We start from the raw sequence: 15,510 nt of genomic DNA on the forward strand, positions 1-15,510 counted from the left end.
AATGCGGTGTGTCAGCCACCCATTGTGCTGGCTGACACACCGCATTCGCGAGCAAGCCCGCTCCCACATGTGATCTTCAGCGTTACTCAGGTGCCGGCAGGCGCATCCGGCACCTGCGGCAACGCCACGCCCTTGGGCCACAACATCCAGATCTGCCCCTGCTGCTTCATATTCCCCGCCAACTCACCCGCCGCATCACCGGTGCCCCAGAACAAGTCTGCGCGCACTTCGCCGGTGATCGCGCCGCCGGTGTCCTGCGCGGCGACGGGCCGTGCGATGGGCGAGCCATCGGGTTTGGTGGTCGACAGCCACAACAGGCTGCCCAGTGGAATCACCTTGCGGTCCACCGCCACGCTGTAACCCGCCGTCAGCGGCACATTCAGTGAGCCACGCGGGCCTTCGTTGCTGTCCGGGCGGGCGCTGAAAAACACGTAGCTGGGGTTGCTCGCCAACAATTGCGGAATACGCTGCGGGTTGGCCTTGGCCCAGGCGCTGATGGCGCCCATGGTCACGTCCTCTTTGTTCAGCTCGCCTTGCTCCACCAGCCAGCGGCCGATGGGGCGGTAGGGGTAGCCATTCTGGTCGCCATAACCGACGCGCAGTTGGCGCCCACCGGCCAGTTGAATACGCCCCGAGCCCTGGATCTGCAGGAACTGCAGGTCCATCGGGTTGGTCAGCCAGGCAATCGGCTTGGCCGTGGAACCCTGGCCGTTGATGGTGCTGGCATCGTCATAGGGCTTGAGCACGCGGCCCTCAAGGCGACCGCGCAGGCGCTTGCCCTTGAGTTCCGGGTAGATGCTTTCCAGGTTGACGATGATCAGGTCATCCGGCACGCCGTACACCGGCACATGGGCGGTGGCGGTTTCGGTCAGGCTGCCGGGGTAGACCGGCTCGTAGTAGCCGGTGATCAAGCCATTAGGTGTGTTGTCGGCCGAGCGCAGGCCGAACACATCCAGGCGCTCCTTGAGAAAACCGCGCACGGCCACGGCATCGCCCGGTACGGTGGTGGCGGCGGCACAGGTCGCGCCCCATACCGGATCAGCCTTGAGGCGCTGGCAGGCACTGCGCCAGGATTCAAACCCGGCCAGCAGGTCGCTGTCGGACACCGCCGGCAGCGCTTCCCACGGTGCACTGACATAGGTGGCGACGGCATGGGGCTTGGCCGCTTCTTCTTTTTTGCCAGCGTCTTTGCCGCCATCACAACCGGCCAACAGCGCAACCATCGGCAGAGCCCACACCATTCGGCGGCTCCAGCGTTTCAAGGTGACATTCATACACGTAATTCCTGAAGCAGTTGCCTGCGCCGCAGCGCATTCGGGCAACCCTTATTATTAATAGGGCTATTGGTCTTTGCAGGCGGGGCGAGGATACTGGCCGCCGTTTTCCGTGACCTTGAAGCCATCATGACTTTTAAAAAACTGACCGTGGTATTGCTGGCCTGCCTGACCTTGTCCGCCTGCGGCGGTGTCGATCCGAATTCGCCCCTGGGCCAACGCAAGGCCATCTTCAAGCAGATGCTCAAGACCGGCGAAGACCTGGGCGGCATGCTGCGTGGGCGTATCCCGTTCGACGGCGCGAAGTTCGCCGAAGGCGCGGTCAAGCTCGATGCGTTGTCCCACGAACCGTGGAAGCATTTCCCGAGTGTGCGCGAGGAAGATCACACCAGCGCCAAGGACACGGTGTGGCAACAGCAGGCACGCTTCCAGGAGTTGGCCCGAAACCTTGAAGCGGCCACCGGTGAATTGGTGCTCGCAAGCCAGGTGCAGCCCTACAAGGCCAGCAACCTGGGGCCTGCGGTGCAGAAAGTCGAAGATGCCTGCACGGCCTGCCATAAACAGTTTCGCGACCATTGACCGGTTTTACTTGTCGAGTTCTTCGACGGCGTCTTGCAGTTCCTTGCGCGACTGAGCGAGCTTGTCTTTGCGTTTGTTGATCTTGTCGGCATCGCCCTTTTTCATCGCCTTGTCGAGGTCGGCCTGACGACGGGTGACTTCGTGCTTGGCGTCGAGCACCTTGTTCTCGCGTTCTTTGCGCAAGGACGCATCGGTGCAGTTAGCGGTGACTTCATTCAGGGCTGTTTCCAGGCCGGCTTGTTGTGCGCTGTTGCCATGGGCCTTGGCTTGTTCGATTTGTGCGCTGATGGCCTGGCGCTTGGCGGCGCAACCGGTGAGTTCCGGCACTTCTTCGGCGGCCAGCAGCGGCATGCTCGTAAAGCTCACGGCGGTCAACAAGGCAAATGGGGCTAGAAATTTCATATGAGGCTCCAAGGTCGCAATAAGATGGCAGGGTGAATTCTGCCGGGTTGAAGGTAGCTCGGTTGGGCTTAAAACCCGTCAATTCCGGCCACACGTAATGTTTCAGCTAACGCTTGTACTTGCGGGTCGCGAAAAAAAGCGCTCAATTGCGCCGCGCGGCCCGGGCCAATGCCATCGGTAGTCAGCCAGGCTTGAGTGTCTTTGGCGGCCAGGGCCTGCCAGCCTCCCTCCAGATCGTTACGCGCCGAAGGCGGTACACCCAGGGCCTTTAGCCATTGTGCAAAGGGGCGTTGCCGCGCGCTTTGCAGGCTGTCGAGCACCCGGGCACGGCGGCGATCCCCGAAGCCGTCAATGTTAGCAAGCTCTGCCGCATCCAGGGTTAACCAATCGAGAATGCCTGCGATTAGACCGGCCTGGATCAATGCGTTCCAGGTCTCGCGGCCCATATAGGGCAGGGCCAGCCCCTGGTTGCTGCTCAGCCAGGTAAGGCGCGCGAGCAATTGCTCCTCACAGCCCGGGTCCAGTTGCCAGCAACTCAAGGCATGAAAGTTGCGCGCATCGGGCACTTGCACCGCCACCCTGGTCTCGTTGCGCAGGATCACTTGCTCCAGCCGCGGAATCACCTGGCCGGCAAGGCTGATGGAGACCTGATCGCCAGGGCGGATGTCCAACGCGTGCCAGTGCTTCAAGGAGCCAACGCTGACGCGGCGGATTTGCCGATCGTCCAGCCGCACCGGCTCCAGTTCCAGAATAGGTGTGATACGCCCCGTGCGGCCGACCTTGAACTGTACCTTGCGCACCAGCGCCAATGCCTTGGTTACCGGGTACTTCCAGGCCACCGCCCAGTAAGGCGCGCTGGCTTGCCAGCGGTTGGCAGGCGCGTGCAGAGCCTGGTGCAATACCACGCCATCGCTGGCAAAAGGCAACGGATGGTTGTACCAGTAACGGCGCCAGTGCGCGGCTTCAGTGAGGTTTTGCACGGGGTGGCTGTAGCGGCGGCTATCAGTGAAGCCCCAGCGCGCCAAGGTGGCCAGGCGCGTGCTGAAGTCTGCCGGGCCGTCGGGCCAGGCCCAGACAAACAGCCCGATCCTGGAAGCCTCGGCCTCATCTAACTGCCGGCGATTCATCAGCCCGGCCACTTTGCTGCGAGCACTGAGCCCGCCGTGTTCGGACTGCACATGATCGTCAAGGCGCCAATAGAGTTCGCCTTGCAGCACCAGGTCGATGGGCTCGGGCAATTGCTGGACAATGCCCTGGATCTTGTGCGCGGCGGCTGTCCAATCCTGACCGAGCAGGCCGTCGCCACGGCTGATGAGCTGGCTCAGGCGGCCTTTGCGATACACCAGCGTCACCGCAACGCCGTCGACCTTGGGCTGCACCCGGACGTCCTGGCGTGTCTTGAGCCACTCACCCACGGCCTCTTCATCCACCAGCTTTTCCAGGCCGGTATGAGCGACCGGATGGGGCTGTGTACCACGCGCACCTGCCAGCGGGTTGTCCGCCGTCGACTGTGTTTGCGCAAAACAGGCCTGCCACCGCGCCAGGCGCTGTCGGGCCTGGTCGTATAGCTCGTCGCTGACCGGGGACTGACCGAGCCGGTGGTAACTGTCATCCCACAGCTTGATCTGCTCAGCCAGGGTGCCGACCTGTGAGCGGGCCTCTTCGGGGCAGTCTTCGGCCCGGGCCAGAAATGCCAGGGCGCTGAGTACAAGGGCAATCAGTAAATGCATGATGAGCATCCTTGCTCGGAAGGGACGCCCAGCCTAAGTGATCCCGGCGGCCACAAAAAAGCCCCGGCAGGGCGGGGCTTTTTACCGGGTGTTTCCAGTGACTTGAACAGGCCGCCCAATGCCTTCACGGCATCGTTCTTTTCCATCTTGGCTTCCTGTGTTCGTTGCTTGGCATCGACCTTGGCTTGGGATTCAGCCAGTTTGTTACAACCTTTGTTGAGCTGCTTCTGTGCTGCTTTAAAGGCGCAGGCCATAAAAAGCCCCGCCGGATGAATCCGACGGGGCTTTTGGTGCAACGCGTGCTTACAGGCCGGCGGCTGTGCGCAAGTCGTTGGCGCGGTCGGTTTTTTCCCAGGTGAAGGTGGTGAAGGTGTCGTCGCCGACAGTCTTCTGCGCAGGGGTACGACCGAAGTGGCCATAGGCTGCGGTGTCCTGGTACATCGGGTGCAGCAGGTCGAGCATAGTGGTGATGGCGTACGGGCGCAGGTCGAAGATCTCACGCACCAGCTTGACGATCTTGTCATCGCTGATCTTGCCGGTGCCGAAGGTATTCAGCGAGATCGACGTAGGCTGGGCCACACCGATCGCGTAGGAAACCTGAATCTCGCAACGCTCGGCCAGGCCGGCCGCGACGATGTTCTTGGCCACGTAACGACCGGCGTAGGCCGCCGAGCGGTCAACCTTGGAGGGGTCTTTACCCGAGAACGCACCACCGCCGTGACGGGCCATGCCGCCGTAGCTGTCGACGATGATCTTGCGACCGGTCAGGCCGCAGTCACCCACCGGGCCGCCGATGATGAACTGGCCAGTCGGGTTGATGTGGAACTGGGTGTCTTTGGTCAGCAGTTCGGCAGGCAGCACGTGCTTGACGATCAGCTCCATCACGCCTTCACGCAGGTCGGCGTAAGACACGTCCGGGTTGTGCTGGGTCGACAGTACAACGGCGTCGATGCCCACCACTTTGCCGCCTTCGTAACGGCAGGTGACCTGGGACTTGGCGTCCGGGCGCAGCCACGGCAGCACGCCGGATTTACGCGCTTCGGCCTGGCGCTGCACAAGCTGGTGCGAGAAGGTGATCGGTGCCGGCATCAGTACGTCGGTTTCGTTGCTGGCATAGCCGAACATCAGGCCCTGGTCGCCGGCGCCCTGATCTTCTGGCTTGGCGCGGTCCACACCCTGGTTGATGTCGGGGGACTGCTTGCCGATGATGTTCATCACGCCGCAGGTCGCGCCGTCGAAGCCGACGTCGGAGCTGTTGTAGCCAATGTCGGTGATCACATCACGAACGATCTGCTCCAGGTCGACCCAGGCGGTGGTGGTGACTTCACCGGCGATGATCGCCACGCCCGTTTTCACCAGCGTCTCGCACGCCACGCGGGCGAACTTGTCTTCAGCAATGATGGCGTCCAGCACCGCGTCAGAAATCTGGTCGGCGATTTTGTCCGGATGCCCTTCAGACACGGACTCGGAGGTGAAAAGGGAGTATTCGCTCATCTCGATGTTTTCCTGATATTTACCGATGGTGAGTGTCGCCAGTCGGTCGCTGAAAGTGGCGGACCTGGATCTGGAAACCATTACGTAAACCTACATAGAGGCTTTCCCCGGGAACGAGTCCCGCAGCGGTGGCCCAACGGGCCAGATCGTCCTGTTCAAAACCCAACCAGAGATCACCGCAGGCCTCCTTGGCCCAATTCTGGTTGTGGCTGCATAAATCTGTGACCAGCAAGCTGCCGCCCGGTTGCAGCAAATTCGCCATCTGCTTGAGGGCTTCGGCGGGGGCTGCAAAATGGTGCAAGACCATGTTCAGCACCACGCAATCGGCCCGCAGGCTGGTGTCATTCAACGCGTCGGCCAACTGCAGGCTGACGTTGCCCAGCGCTTCGCGCTCGCACAGCTGGCGCGCCAGCTCAAGCATTGCCGGGCTGTTGTCCAGCGCCGTCACCTGCTTGAAGCGGCGCGCCAGTTCCGGCAGAAAGCCACCGTCGCCAGGGCCGACTTCGAGTGCCGTCGCTTCATCACTGAAGCTCAGCTTGTCCAACAGCGCCAGTACGCTTTCGCGGTATTGGGGCAAACCGGCGATCAGGTCCTGTTGGGCGCGAAACTTCTCGGCTACCCGTGAGAAAAAATCCTGGCTGGCGGCGGCGCGTTGCCCGTGGACCTGGCTGATGCGCGACTGCACGTCGCTGGGCAGGGCCAAACTATCGACTTCTTCGAGCAATGCCGCATGCAACTTGCCGCCGAGCAACTCGGTGTGGGGCAGGGCACGGCGGTAAAAAATCGCATTGCCTTCGCGGCGCGTAGCCACCAGCTCCGCCTGGGCCAGCACCTTGAGGTGGTGGCTCATGCCGGATTGGCCGATGGCGAAGATCTGCGCCAGTTCCAGCACCCCAAAAGAGTCATTGGCCAGTGCGCGCAATACGTTCAAGCGCAACGGATCACCAGCGGCCTTGCATAAGGCAGCCAGCTCATCGCCGTCGTCGGGACGCAGGGAGGGCACGGGTAGGTTCATAAGGCCAGCAGTCTAGTGACGGGCGGAAATCCCTGCAAGGCCAATATCAAAAAGTTTTGATATTGGTCGATAATCGGTAGTTATAAGCAGCCGCTATAACCTTTAGACGAACCGGTGAACTGTTTCTGCAAGCCAATGCCGGGTAAACCGCAGGAAAAACACCTCCAAGTGACTATCTGTCATTGCCCGCAGGCGGTGGCTGAGGGAAAATGCCGGTCCTTTTTTCCGTTTCTTCTACTCAAACCCCAGGAGATCAGCGATGCCCAGCCGTCGTGAGCGTGCCAACGCCATTCGTGCCCTCAGCATGGATGCCGTGCAAAAAGCCAACAGCGGCCATCCCGGTGCCCCGATGGGCATGGCGGATATCGCCGAGGTACTTTGGCGTGACTACCTGAAACACAACCCGAGCAACCCGTCGTTCGCCGACCGTGACCGCTTCGTGCTGTCCAACGGCCACGGCTCGATGCTGATCTACTCGCTGCTGCACCTGACCGGCTACGACGTCACCATCGATGACCTCAAGAGCTTCCGCCAGCTGCACAGCCGCACGCCGGGCCACCCGGAATTCGGCTACACCCCGGGCGTCGAGACCACCACTGGCCCGCTGGGCCAAGGCCTGGCCAACGCCGTGGGTTTTGCCCTGGCTGAAAAAGTATTGGGCGCGCAGTTCAACCGTCCTGGCCACGACATCGTCGACCACCATACCTATGTGTTTCTGGGTGATGGCTGCATGATGGAAGGCATTTCCCACGAAGTCGCTTCCCTGGCCGGCACTCTGGGCCTGGGCAAGCTGATTGCCTTCTACGATGACAACGGCATCTCCATCGACGGCGAAGTCGAAGGCTGGTTCACCGACGACACGCCAAAGCGTTTCGAAGCCTACAACTGGCAGGTGATCCGCAACGTTGACGGCCACGATCCGGAAGAGATCAAGACCGCCATCGACACCGCCCGCAAGAGCGAGCAGCCGACCCTGATCTGCTGCAAGACCATCATCGGTTTCGGCTCGCCGAACAAGCAAGGTAAAGAAGACTGCCACGGCGCCCCACTGGGTGACGCGGAAATCGCCCTGGCGCGCGAAGCGCTGAAGTGGAACCACGGCCCGTTCGACATCCCGGCTGACATCTACGCCGAGTGGAGCGCCAAGGAAAAAGGCCTGGCCGCCGAAGCCGAGTGGGACCAGCGCTTTGCTGCCTACTCCGCTGAATTCCCGGAGTTGGCCAACGAACTGGTACGCCGCCTGGCTGGTGACCTGCCTGCCGACTTCTCGGAAAAAGCCTCGGCCTACATCGCCGAAGTCGCGGCCAAGGGCGAGACCATCGCCAGCCGTAAAGCCAGCCAGAACACCCTGAACGCGTTTGGCCCATTGCTGCCTGAGATCCTCGGCGGTTCGGCTGACCTGGCCGGTTCCAACCTGACCCTGTGGAAAGGTTGCAAAGGTGTGTCGGCCGAAGACGCCAGCGGCAACTACATGTACTACGGCGTGCGCGAGTTCGGCATGAGCGCCATCATGAACGGCGTGTCCCTGCACGGCGGCCTGGTGCCTTACGGCGCGACCTTCCTGATGTTCATGGAATACGCGCGTAACGCGGTACGTATGGCGGCGCTGATGAAGAAGCGTGTGATCCATGTGTACACCCACGACTCCATCGGCCTGGGCGAAGACGGCCCGACGCACCAGCCGGTCGAGCAACTGACCAGTTTGCGCACCACGCCGAACCTGGATTGCTGGCGCCCAGCCGACGCGGTGGAATCCGCGGTGGCCTGGAAGCACGCTATCGAGCGCAAAGACGGCCCTTCGGCGCTGATCTTCTCGCGTCAGAACCTGCAACACCAAGTGCGTACCGACGCGCAGATCGCCAACATCAGCCGTGGCGGTTATGTGCTCAAAGACTGCATCGGCGAGCCGGAACTGATCCTGATCTCCACCGGCTCCGAAGTCGGCCTGACGGTTCAGGCCTACGACAAGCTGACCGCCCAGGGCCGCAACGTTCGCGTTGTGTCCATGCCGTGCACCAGCCTGTTCGAAGCCCAGGACGCGGACTACAAGCAATCGGTTCTGCCGTTGCAGGTCAGCGCGCGTATCGCCATCGAAGCGGCGCACGCCGACTACTGGTACAAGTACGTGGGCCTGGAAGGCCGCGTGATCGGTATGACCACCTACGGTGAGTCGGCGCCGGCGCCAGCCTTGTTCGAAGAATTCGGTTTCACCCTGGAAAACATCCTGGGTCAGGCTGAAGAACTGCTGGAAGACTAAGGCTGTAGATTGAGGTGGCTGTGCCGGCCTCTTCGCGAGCAAGCCCGCTCCCACATTTGGAATGCATTTCAACTGTGGGAGCGGGCTTGCTCGCGAAGGCGGCGGCACATTCACCCCTTCACCCAAGTTGATCGAGAACCCCATGCCTCAACCGCGTCCCTACAAAGTTGCACTCAACGGCTACGGCCGCATTGGTCGTTGCGTCTTGCGTGCTCTGTTTGAGCGAGGGGCGGCGGCCGGGTTTGAAATTGTGGCGATCAACGATTTGGCCGACATGGCCAGCATCGAATACCTGACACGCTTTGACTCCACCCACGGCCGCTTCCCCGGCGAAGTGCGGGTCGAGGGCGATTGTCTGCATATTAATGGCAACTGCGTGCAGGTCTTGCGCAGTGCCACCCCCGAAGGCATCGACTGGAAAGCACTGGGCGTTGACCTGGTGCTGGAGTGTTCCGGTGTCTACCACACCCGTGCCGATGGCCAGCGTTTTCTCGACGCCGGCGCGCCGCGTGTGCTGTTTTCCCAGCCGATGGCCAGCGAGGCAGATGTGGACGCCACCATCGTCTACGGCATCAACCAGGATTGCCTGACCGGCGATGAGTTGCTGGTGTCCAACGCCTCCTGCACCACCAACTGCAGCGTGCCGCTGTTGCGCCTGCTGGATCAGGCGATCGGCATCGATTATGTGTCGATCACCACGATTCACTCGGCGATGAACGACCAGCCGGTGATCGACGCCTATCATCATGAAGACCTGCGCCGCACGCGCTCGGCGTTCCAGTCAGTGATTCCGGTGTCTACCGGCCTGGCCCGTGGCATCGAGCGACTGTTGCCGGAACTTGCCGGGCGAATCCAGGCCAAAGCCGTACGGGTGCCGACGGTGAACGTGTCCTGTCTGGATATCACCATGCAAACCGTCAGCGACACTGACGCGACGGAGGTCAACCGGATCCTGCGCGACGCCGCCACCAGCGGCCCGCTCAAAGGCCTGCTGGCCTACACCGAGTTGCCGCACGCCAGTTGTGATTTCAACCATGACCCGCATTCGGCGATTGTCGATGCCAGCCAGACTCGTGTTTCCGGCCCCAGGCTGGTGAACATCCTGGCGTGGTTCGACAACGAATGGGGCTTTGCCAACCGCATGCTGGATGTGGCAGGGCACTATCTGCACATCGCTACCAAACAACCTCAACAGTAATTCAGGAACTGCGACCCATGACCGTGTTGAAGATGACCGACCTCGATCTGCAAGGTAAGCGCGTACTGATTCGCGAAGACCTCAACGTCCCAGTCAAGGACGGTGTTGTCACCAGCGATGCGCGAATCCTGGCCTCGCTGCCGACCATCAAGCTGGCCCTGGAAAAAGGCGCGGCCGTGATGGTCTGCTCCCACCTGGGTCGTCCGACCGAAGGTGAGTTCAGCGCCGAAAACAGCCTCAAGCCTGTAGCCGAGTACCTGAGCAAAGCCCTGGGCCGTGACGTGCCGCTGGTAGCCGATTACCTGAGCGGCGTCTTTGTAGCGCCTGGCGACATCGTGCTGTTCGAAAACGTGCGCTTCAACAAAGGCGAGAAAAAGAACAGCGACGAACTGGCCCAGCAATACGCGGCCCTGTGCGACGTGTTCGTGATGGACGCTTTCGGCACCGCGCACCGCGCCGAAGGCTCGACCCACGGCGTGGCCAAGTTCGCTAAAGTTGCAGCGGCTGGCCCGTTGCTGGCGGCTGAACTGGATGCATTGGGCAAGGCGCTGGGTGCTCCGGCACAACCGATGGCTGCCATCGTGGCCGGCTCCAAAGTGTCGACCAAGCTGGACGTGCTCAACAGCCTCAGCACCATCTGCAATCAGCTGATCGTCGGCGGCGGCATTGCCAACACCTTCCTGGCCGCAGCCGGGCACCCGGTGGGCAAGTCGCTGTACGAGCCAGACCTGCTCGACACGGCCCGCGCCATCGCCGCCAAAGTCAGTGTGCCGCTGCCGGTGGACGTGGTGGTTGCCAAGGAGTTCGCTGAAAGTGCCGAAGCAACCGTCAAGCTCATCGCTGACGTGGCGGCTGACGACATGATTCTGGATATCGGCCCACAAACCGCAGCCAACTTTGCCGAGCTGCTGAAAGCCTCCCAGACCATTCTGTGGAACGGCCCAGTCGGTGTGTTTGAGTTCGACCAGTTCGGCAACGGCACCCGAGTTCTGGCCAAGGCGATTGCCGAAAGCTCGGCATTCTCTATCGCCGGCGGTGGTGACACCCTGGCCGCCATCGATAAATATGGCGTTGCTGACCAGATCTCCTACATTTCTACCGGTGGCGGCGCATTCCTCGAATTCGTCGAAGGCAAAGTGTTGCCGGCCGTTGAAGTGCTGGAAACCCGAGCCAAAGGTTAAGGCTCGTGATCCGGAAAAGGAGCATTCCCATGATCAAGTCGTTGGCACTGGTGATCGCAGCGGGCCTGTTGGCCGGCTGCGGCAGCACGCCAAGCGCTGCGCCCGAGGCCGAAAAGCCCGGGGCTGCGCCGAAAAAAAGCTGCTACCAGGCCGACTGGCAAGCCGAAACCATGCCGGTGATCAACAAGCGCATCGGCAATGAACGTCTGGAACAATACGACGCCGCGCCCAACGGTCAGGAACAGGGTTGCCCATGACGGGTCTGATCAACTAACCGACAGCAGTGGCGGCCCTTGGGGCCGTCGTTCGAGGAGTGGCAATGAAAGGCGTTTTCGCCCTCGCAGCCCTGGCCTTGTTGGCCGGTTGCAGCAGCATGAACATGTTCAACAAGGCCGCAGAACCGGCAGACAAATGGACCACCTGGACCTGCGACAGCAAGGCCGAGGTCAACTGGCGCTTTACCAACCCGGCGCGTTCGGAGGTGGATGTACGCCTTGGCGGTTCGGACCAGGTTTATCGCCTTAAACAAGAGGTTGCCGCCTCGGGCGTGCTGTACAGCGACGGCCAATTGGCGTTTCACACAAAAGGTGAGGAAGGCCTGGTTTACTGGGTCGCCACTGATGATTTGATTGGGCGCGGCTGTAAGGCCCAGTAATACAGAACACGATCTCAACGGTAGTGAGGTCCAAATGTGGGAGCGGGCTTGCTCGCGAAAGCGGTGGTTCAGCTGACGAATTCGGTGACTGGTACACCGCATTCGCGAGCAAGCCCGCTCCCACAGTAGAGCCGGTTCCAAATCGAAATGAATGCGAACCGGACACTGCAATAACGATTCAGCACCTCAAGCTTAACCCCTTGATCTGCAATAACTTGAATAGCAGCCGCCGCTACGGCAGGCTTGCACGATTAACGACCCTCGACCGGGAGAGACAACACAATGGCACTTATCAGCATGCGTCAAATGCTGGACCACGCAGCCGAGTTCGGCTACGGCGTCCCAGCCTTTAACGTCAACAACCTTGAGCAGATGCGCGCCATCATGGAAGCCGCTGACAAGACCGACTCCCCCGTGATCGTCCAGGCTTCGGCCGGTGCGCGCAAATACGCTGGCGCCCCGTTCCTGCGTCACCTGATCCTCGCCGCGATCGAAGAATTCCCGCACATCCCGGTGTGCATGCACCAGGACCACGGCACCAGCCCTGACGTGTGCCAGCGCTCCATCCAACTGGGCTTCAGTTCGGTGATGATGGACGGCTCCCTGGGCGAAGACGGCAAGACCCCAACTGACTACGAGTACAACGTACGCGTAACCCAACAAACCGTGGCCATGGCTCACGCCTGTGGTGTTTCGGTTGAAGGCGAACTGGGCTGCCTGGGTTCCCTGGAAACCGGTATGGCCGGTGAAGAAGACGGCATCGGCGCCGAAGGCGTGCTGGATCACAGCCAGATGCTGACCGACCCGGAAGAAGCCGCTGACTTCGTGAAGAAAACCCAAGTGGACGCCCTGGCCATCGCCATCGGCACCAGCCACGGCGCCTACAAGTTCACCAAGCCACCTACCGGCGACGTGCTGGCCATCGACCGCATCAAGGAAATCCACAAACGCATCCCTAACACCCACCTGGTGATGCACGGTTCTTCCTCGGTCCCGCAAGAGTGGCTGGCGATCATCAACCAGTACGGCGGCGACATCAAAGAAACCTACGGCGTGCCGGTTGAAGAAATCGTCGAAGGCATCAAGTACGGCGTGCGCAAGGTCAACATCGACACCGACCTGCGTTTGGCGTCCACCGGTGCGATGCGTCGCCTGATGGCCACCAACCCGAGTGAATTTGACCCACGTAAATTCTTCGGTGCCACCGTGACGGCCATGCGTGATGTGTGTATCGCTCGCTACGAAGCGTTTGGTACTGCCGGTAATGCTTCGAAGATCAAACCGATCTCGTTGGAAGCCATGTACCAGCGTTACCTCAAAGGTGAGTTGAACGCCAAGGTGAACTAAGCCTCAGGCGTTTAGAAAGAAGCCCGCAGCGATGCGGGCTTTTTTGTGGTCGCGCGTTACAGACGGAAGGTGGTTGAAATGTCCGCCATAGTGGACATAATCATAATTAATACCTTAAAAGTCCTATATGGGTGACATTTTGCTTATCACCAATCCGCCCTCATTTGGCGAACGGCTGAGACAGCTGCGGCGGGCAAAGCAATACAGTCAGCAACAGCTCGCGGAAAAAGCTCGATGCAGTCGCAAGACAATCATTGATCTTGAAGCGGGGGAGAATGTGGCTATGTATACCGTATTCAGGGTGATTACCGCATTGGGTATGGCACTGGAGGTGGTTGATCGGCGCATCGACCTCAGATCCCTTGCCGAGTTGGTAGAGCGCGATGAGTAAGATCAAGCTGCTCAACATAACCACGCCCCAGGGCATGGCAGGCGAGCTGTCCAAAGGCTCACAGTTTTCGTTCGCCTATGCCTCGGCGCAGGCTTCGTCTGAAGTGTCATTGGTCATGCCCTATGACCCGACGCCTGCGGTCAGCAATGTCCTGCATCCGATTTTTGATATGAATGTGCCGGAGGGTTTCCTGGCTGATCAGATTAAACGTCGCATGGCCAAGCATATGCAGGTGGACGAAATGCGTTTGCTGTCAATCATTGGTGGCAATCAGATCGGTCGGTTAAGTTACGAGAACCCCGCTGAAGCTTCTGCACCGGTGACAGCGCAAGTGGGGTTGCAGGAAATCCTTTCTGCGGATGCCTCACAAGGCGTATTCGACTTCCTGGTCGAGACCTACTTTGAGTCAGGTATTTCCGGGGTGCAGCCGAAGGTGCTGGTACCTGACCTGGATAAGCTGACAGGCAGTCGCAAAACCATGCTCAGTTCTGATTTGATCGTGAAGTCCGGCGCTGATGAATATGCACACTTGGCTCAGAACGAATTCCTCTGTTTGGAAGCTGCTCGCCTTGCCGGCATGCAAACTCCGCGTTTCTGGCTGTCGGAACGGGGCGATCTGTTTGTCATGGAGCGCTTTGATCTGACGGAGTCTGGCAGGTTGGGTTTCGAGGACATGGCAGTGCTGTTGGGACTGAACAAAGATCCTCACGACAACTACAAGTATTCCCAAAGTTACGAAACGCTAGCGGCGGTGATAAATGAGGTTTGCCGGCAGGGTGATGTGCTGCGTGAACTCGAACGTTTTTATTCATCTGTGTGCTTGTCGGTCATGGTGCGCAATGGCGATGCTCATCTGAAAAATTTCGGTGTGCTCTATACCCATCCCGGTGCGCTGCAAACCGTGCAGTTAGCCCCTGTATTCGATGTCACAACGACTACCGTGTATGAAAATTACAACCCCAAGTCTGGTCAGTCACTGGTCGACCGTACCTTGGCGATCAAGATGAACAAGACAAAGGCCTACCCGGATCGCCAGCAACTGATCGAGTTCGGTCGCAAGCACTGTGCTGTTGCAAACCCAGGCGCGATTATTGAGCGAATCAGCGATGCCATGTCTGAGGCGCTAAGCGCGCATAAAGTACACATAGACGTCGAGCTGTTTTCAACGATGCAGAAGGAGTGGGACGCCGGCCGCGCAATGGCGCTTCATGATTCGGTGGTATCGGGGATGAGACGAAAGCCAGTGGAAAAACGGGCGCCATAAGTACCTGTAAAGAAGCCCGCAGCAATGCGGGCTTTTTTGTGGCTGGGATTTGATCAGGCGGCGATATCGAAGCCCCGGTGCTCAATGACGCGGAACACGTCGCTCACGTCCTGCACCAGAATACGTGCGGTATTGGCCACGTTGTTCAGGTCGCGCTCGGCGAAGTCCGGCAGGCTGGAGCAGGCCATCAGGTTGAGGTGTTCGAGGGCGGCGTTGAGGCGCTCGCGCAGGCAGGCGTGGAGGTCGGGCAGTGGGGCGGCGCTGTCGATCAAGAGCACGGGGGAGTCGGTGGCGGACTCGGTGCAGGGGTAGAAGCGGCGGGGTGGTAATGGGTCGGTCATGGTGAATCCTTAACTCAAAAGAAGAATGACCACCGTTTGCTGCGAAACAAATTGGGTGGCAGCTGTACGCGGGTTCGCAGACCGAGGAGTTAAGACCCGGCAGACCCGAAGGTCTCCCACGCACAGCCGCCATAACAAGGACGGCCGTCGGCGGAGCGCCGGGGCCGTTTGTGACGGGTGCAGTATTAACTCGGTAGGGCTGCGAAACCCTATCGCTGTTCTCAGCGACGGGGCGAACTATAAGCGGCGATCTGTCTGCCCGCAATGGTCGTGTAGGACCAACCTAGACCTTTGAACCGATGGAGATCCAATGTGGGAGCCGGGCTTGCCCGCGATGACGGTGTGTCAGCCAACATCAGCAGTGCCTGACACACCGTCATCG

General features: G+C 60.3%; 16 protein-coding genes. 9 read left to right on the top strand and 7 right to left on the bottom strand.

What is annotated here, in order from left to right; all coding sequences use genetic code 11:
- Positions 1–86 precede the first annotated feature (86 nt).
- Complete coding sequence (gene mltA / locus ACTD9P_RS26670; RefSeq protein WP_438870021.1) at positions 87–1,274, bottom strand: murein transglycosylase A; 1,188 nt, start codon at positions 1,272–1,274, stop codon at positions 87–89.
- A gap of 129 nt (positions 1,275–1,403) precedes the next feature.
- Between mltA and ACTD9P_RS26675 the strand changes: the two genes are divergently transcribed.
- Positions 1,404–1,853 (top strand): c-type cytochrome, encoded by a 450-nt coding sequence (locus ACTD9P_RS26675; RefSeq protein ID WP_438870022.1) that lies wholly within the window; start codon positions 1,404–1,406, stop codon positions 1,851–1,853.
- A gap of 6 nt (positions 1,854–1,859) precedes the next feature.
- Here the strand turns inward: ACTD9P_RS26675 and ACTD9P_RS26680 are convergent, their stop codons facing one another.
- The 5 genes from ACTD9P_RS26680 to ACTD9P_RS26700 all read right to left on the bottom strand — a co-directional run bounded on the left by ACTD9P_RS26680 (position 1,860) and on the right by ACTD9P_RS26700 (position 6,494).
- Positions 1,860–2,255, bottom strand: a complete 396-nt coding sequence (locus ACTD9P_RS26680; RefSeq protein WP_438870023.1) for a DUF1090 domain-containing protein — start codon at positions 2,253–2,255, stop codon at positions 1,860–1,862.
- Positions 2,256–2,323: 68 nt separating this feature from the next.
- Entirely contained in the window at positions 2,324–3,985 is a 1,662-nt protein-coding gene (gene ligB, locus ACTD9P_RS26685; RefSeq protein WP_438870024.1) for an NAD-dependent DNA ligase LigB, read from the bottom strand.
- Positions 3,973–4,239 (bottom strand): hypothetical protein, encoded by a 267-nt coding sequence (locus ACTD9P_RS26690; RefSeq protein WP_438870030.1) that lies wholly within the window; start codon positions 4,237–4,239, stop codon positions 3,973–3,975. Before ACTD9P_RS26690 ends, ligB begins: the two co-directional genes overlap by 13 nt.
- Before the next feature lie 49 nt (positions 4,240–4,288).
- The gene (gene metK / locus ACTD9P_RS26695) at positions 4,289–5,479 is read right to left on the bottom strand and encodes a methionine adenosyltransferase (protein WP_056857738.1); all 1,191 of its coding nucleotides are present in this window, start codon (positions 5,477–5,479) and stop codon (positions 4,289–4,291) included.
- Between the two features lie 19 nt (positions 5,480–5,498).
- A complete protein-coding gene (locus tag ACTD9P_RS26700; RefSeq protein ID WP_438870025.1) occupies positions 5,499–6,494 on the bottom strand; it encodes an ArsR/SmtB family transcription factor in 996 nt (331 codons plus the stop codon).
- A gap of 259 nt (positions 6,495–6,753) precedes the next feature.
- On the opposite strand from ACTD9P_RS26700, the gene tkt reads away from it, so the two are divergent.
- The 8 genes from tkt to ACTD9P_RS26740 all read left to right on the top strand — a co-directional run bounded on the left by tkt (position 6,754) and on the right by ACTD9P_RS26740 (position 14,787).
- Positions 6,754–8,751, top strand: coding sequence for a transketolase (gene tkt / locus ACTD9P_RS26705; RefSeq protein WP_438870026.1), 1,998 nt, complete (start codon positions 6,754–6,756; stop codon positions 8,749–8,751).
- A gap of 142 nt (positions 8,752–8,893) precedes the next feature.
- Positions 8,894–9,949 carry an erythrose-4-phosphate dehydrogenase gene (gene epd / locus ACTD9P_RS26710; protein WP_138813509.1) on the top strand — a complete coding sequence of 352 codons (1,056 nt, stop codon included), beginning with the start codon at positions 8,894–8,896 and terminating at the stop codon, positions 9,947–9,949.
- 17 nt (positions 9,950–9,966) lie between these two features.
- Positions 9,967–11,130: a phosphoglycerate kinase gene (locus tag ACTD9P_RS26715; RefSeq protein ID WP_438870027.1), complete on the top strand. Its 1,164-nt coding sequence runs from the start codon at positions 9,967–9,969 to the stop codon at positions 11,128–11,130.
- 29 nt (positions 11,131–11,159) lie between these two features.
- Positions 11,160–11,387, top strand: a complete 228-nt coding sequence (locus ACTD9P_RS26720) for a hypothetical protein (RefSeq protein ID WP_307417166.1) — start codon at positions 11,160–11,162, stop codon at positions 11,385–11,387.
- 62 nt (positions 11,388–11,449) lie between these two features.
- On the top strand, positions 11,450–11,785 hold the full coding sequence (locus ACTD9P_RS26725; RefSeq protein WP_138813511.1) for an MliC family protein: 336 nt from the start codon (positions 11,450–11,452) through the stop codon (positions 11,783–11,785).
- Between the two features lie 282 nt (positions 11,786–12,067).
- On the top strand, positions 12,068–13,132 hold the full coding sequence (gene fba, locus ACTD9P_RS26730; RefSeq protein WP_003177554.1) for a class II fructose-bisphosphate aldolase: 1,065 nt from the start codon (positions 12,068–12,070) through the stop codon (positions 13,130–13,132).
- 127 nt (positions 13,133–13,259) lie between these two features.
- Positions 13,260–13,523 (top strand): helix-turn-helix transcriptional regulator, encoded by a 264-nt coding sequence (locus tag ACTD9P_RS26735; RefSeq protein WP_438870028.1) that lies wholly within the window; start codon positions 13,260–13,262, stop codon positions 13,521–13,523.
- Positions 13,516–14,787: a type II toxin-antitoxin system HipA family toxin gene (locus ACTD9P_RS26740; RefSeq protein ID WP_438870029.1), complete on the top strand. Its 1,272-nt coding sequence runs from the start codon at positions 13,516–13,518 to the stop codon at positions 14,785–14,787. The genes ACTD9P_RS26735 and ACTD9P_RS26740 overlap by 8 nt, the downstream gene beginning before the upstream one ends.
- Before the next feature lie 53 nt (positions 14,788–14,840).
- On the opposite strand, the gene ACTD9P_RS26745 is transcribed toward ACTD9P_RS26740, so the two are convergent.
- On the bottom strand, positions 14,841–15,128 hold the full coding sequence (locus ACTD9P_RS26745) for a fructose-bisphosphate aldolase (protein ID WP_236460530.1): 288 nt from the start codon (positions 15,126–15,128) through the stop codon (positions 14,841–14,843).
- Positions 15,129–15,510 lie beyond the last annotated feature (382 nt).

The sequence above is a fragment of the Pseudomonas onubensis genome (assembly GCF_965653655.1).
Taxonomy (GTDB): domain Bacteria; phylum Pseudomonadota; class Gammaproteobacteria; order Pseudomonadales; family Pseudomonadaceae; genus Aquipseudomonas.

Bases quoted from the DNA above. Each gene is read 5' to 3' on its own strand.
- ACTD9P_RS26745 (WP_236460530.1), bottom strand. From the start codon at position 15,128: ATGACCGACCCATTACCACCCCGCCGCTTCTACCCCTGCACCGAGTCC.
- ACTD9P_RS26715 (WP_438870027.1), top strand. From the start codon at position 9,967: ATGACCGTGTTGAAGATGACCGACCTCGATCTGCAAGGTAAGCGCGTA.
- ACTD9P_RS26680 (WP_438870023.1), bottom strand. From the start codon at position 2,255: ATGAAATTTCTAGCCCCATTTGCCTTGTTGACCGCCGTGAGCTTTACG.
- mltA (WP_438870021.1), bottom strand. From the start codon at position 1,274: ATGAATGTCACCTTGAAACGCTGGAGCCGCCGAATGGTGTGGGCTCTG.
- ACTD9P_RS26690 (WP_438870030.1), bottom strand. From the start codon at position 4,239: ATGGCCTGCGCCTTTAAAGCAGCACAGAAGCAGCTCAACAAAGGTTGT.
- metK (WP_056857738.1), bottom strand. From the start codon at position 5,479: ATGAGCGAATACTCCCTTTTCACCTCCGAGTCCGTGTCTGAAGGGCAT.
- tkt (WP_438870026.1), top strand. From the start codon at position 6,754: ATGCCCAGCCGTCGTGAGCGTGCCAACGCCATTCGTGCCCTCAGCATG.
- ACTD9P_RS26720 (WP_307417166.1), top strand. From the start codon at position 11,160: ATGATCAAGTCGTTGGCACTGGTGATCGCAGCGGGCCTGTTGGCCGGC.
- ACTD9P_RS26675 (WP_438870022.1), top strand. From the start codon at position 1,404: ATGACTTTTAAAAAACTGACCGTGGTATTGCTGGCCTGCCTGACCTTG.
- ACTD9P_RS26700 (WP_438870025.1), bottom strand. From the start codon at position 6,494: ATGAACCTACCCGTGCCCTCCCTGCGTCCCGACGACGGCGATGAGCTG.
- epd (WP_138813509.1), top strand. From the start codon at position 8,894: ATGCCTCAACCGCGTCCCTACAAAGTTGCACTCAACGGCTACGGCCGC.
- ACTD9P_RS26740 (WP_438870029.1), top strand. From the start codon at position 13,516: ATGAGTAAGATCAAGCTGCTCAACATAACCACGCCCCAGGGCATGGCA.
- ACTD9P_RS26735 (WP_438870028.1), top strand. From the start codon at position 13,260: ATGGGTGACATTTTGCTTATCACCAATCCGCCCTCATTTGGCGAACGG.
- ACTD9P_RS26725 (WP_138813511.1), top strand. From the start codon at position 11,450: ATGAAAGGCGTTTTCGCCCTCGCAGCCCTGGCCTTGTTGGCCGGTTGC.
- fba (WP_003177554.1), top strand. From the start codon at position 12,068: ATGGCACTTATCAGCATGCGTCAAATGCTGGACCACGCAGCCGAGTTC.
- ligB (WP_438870024.1), bottom strand. From the start codon at position 3,985: ATGCATTTACTGATTGCCCTTGTACTCAGCGCCCTGGCATTTCTGGCC.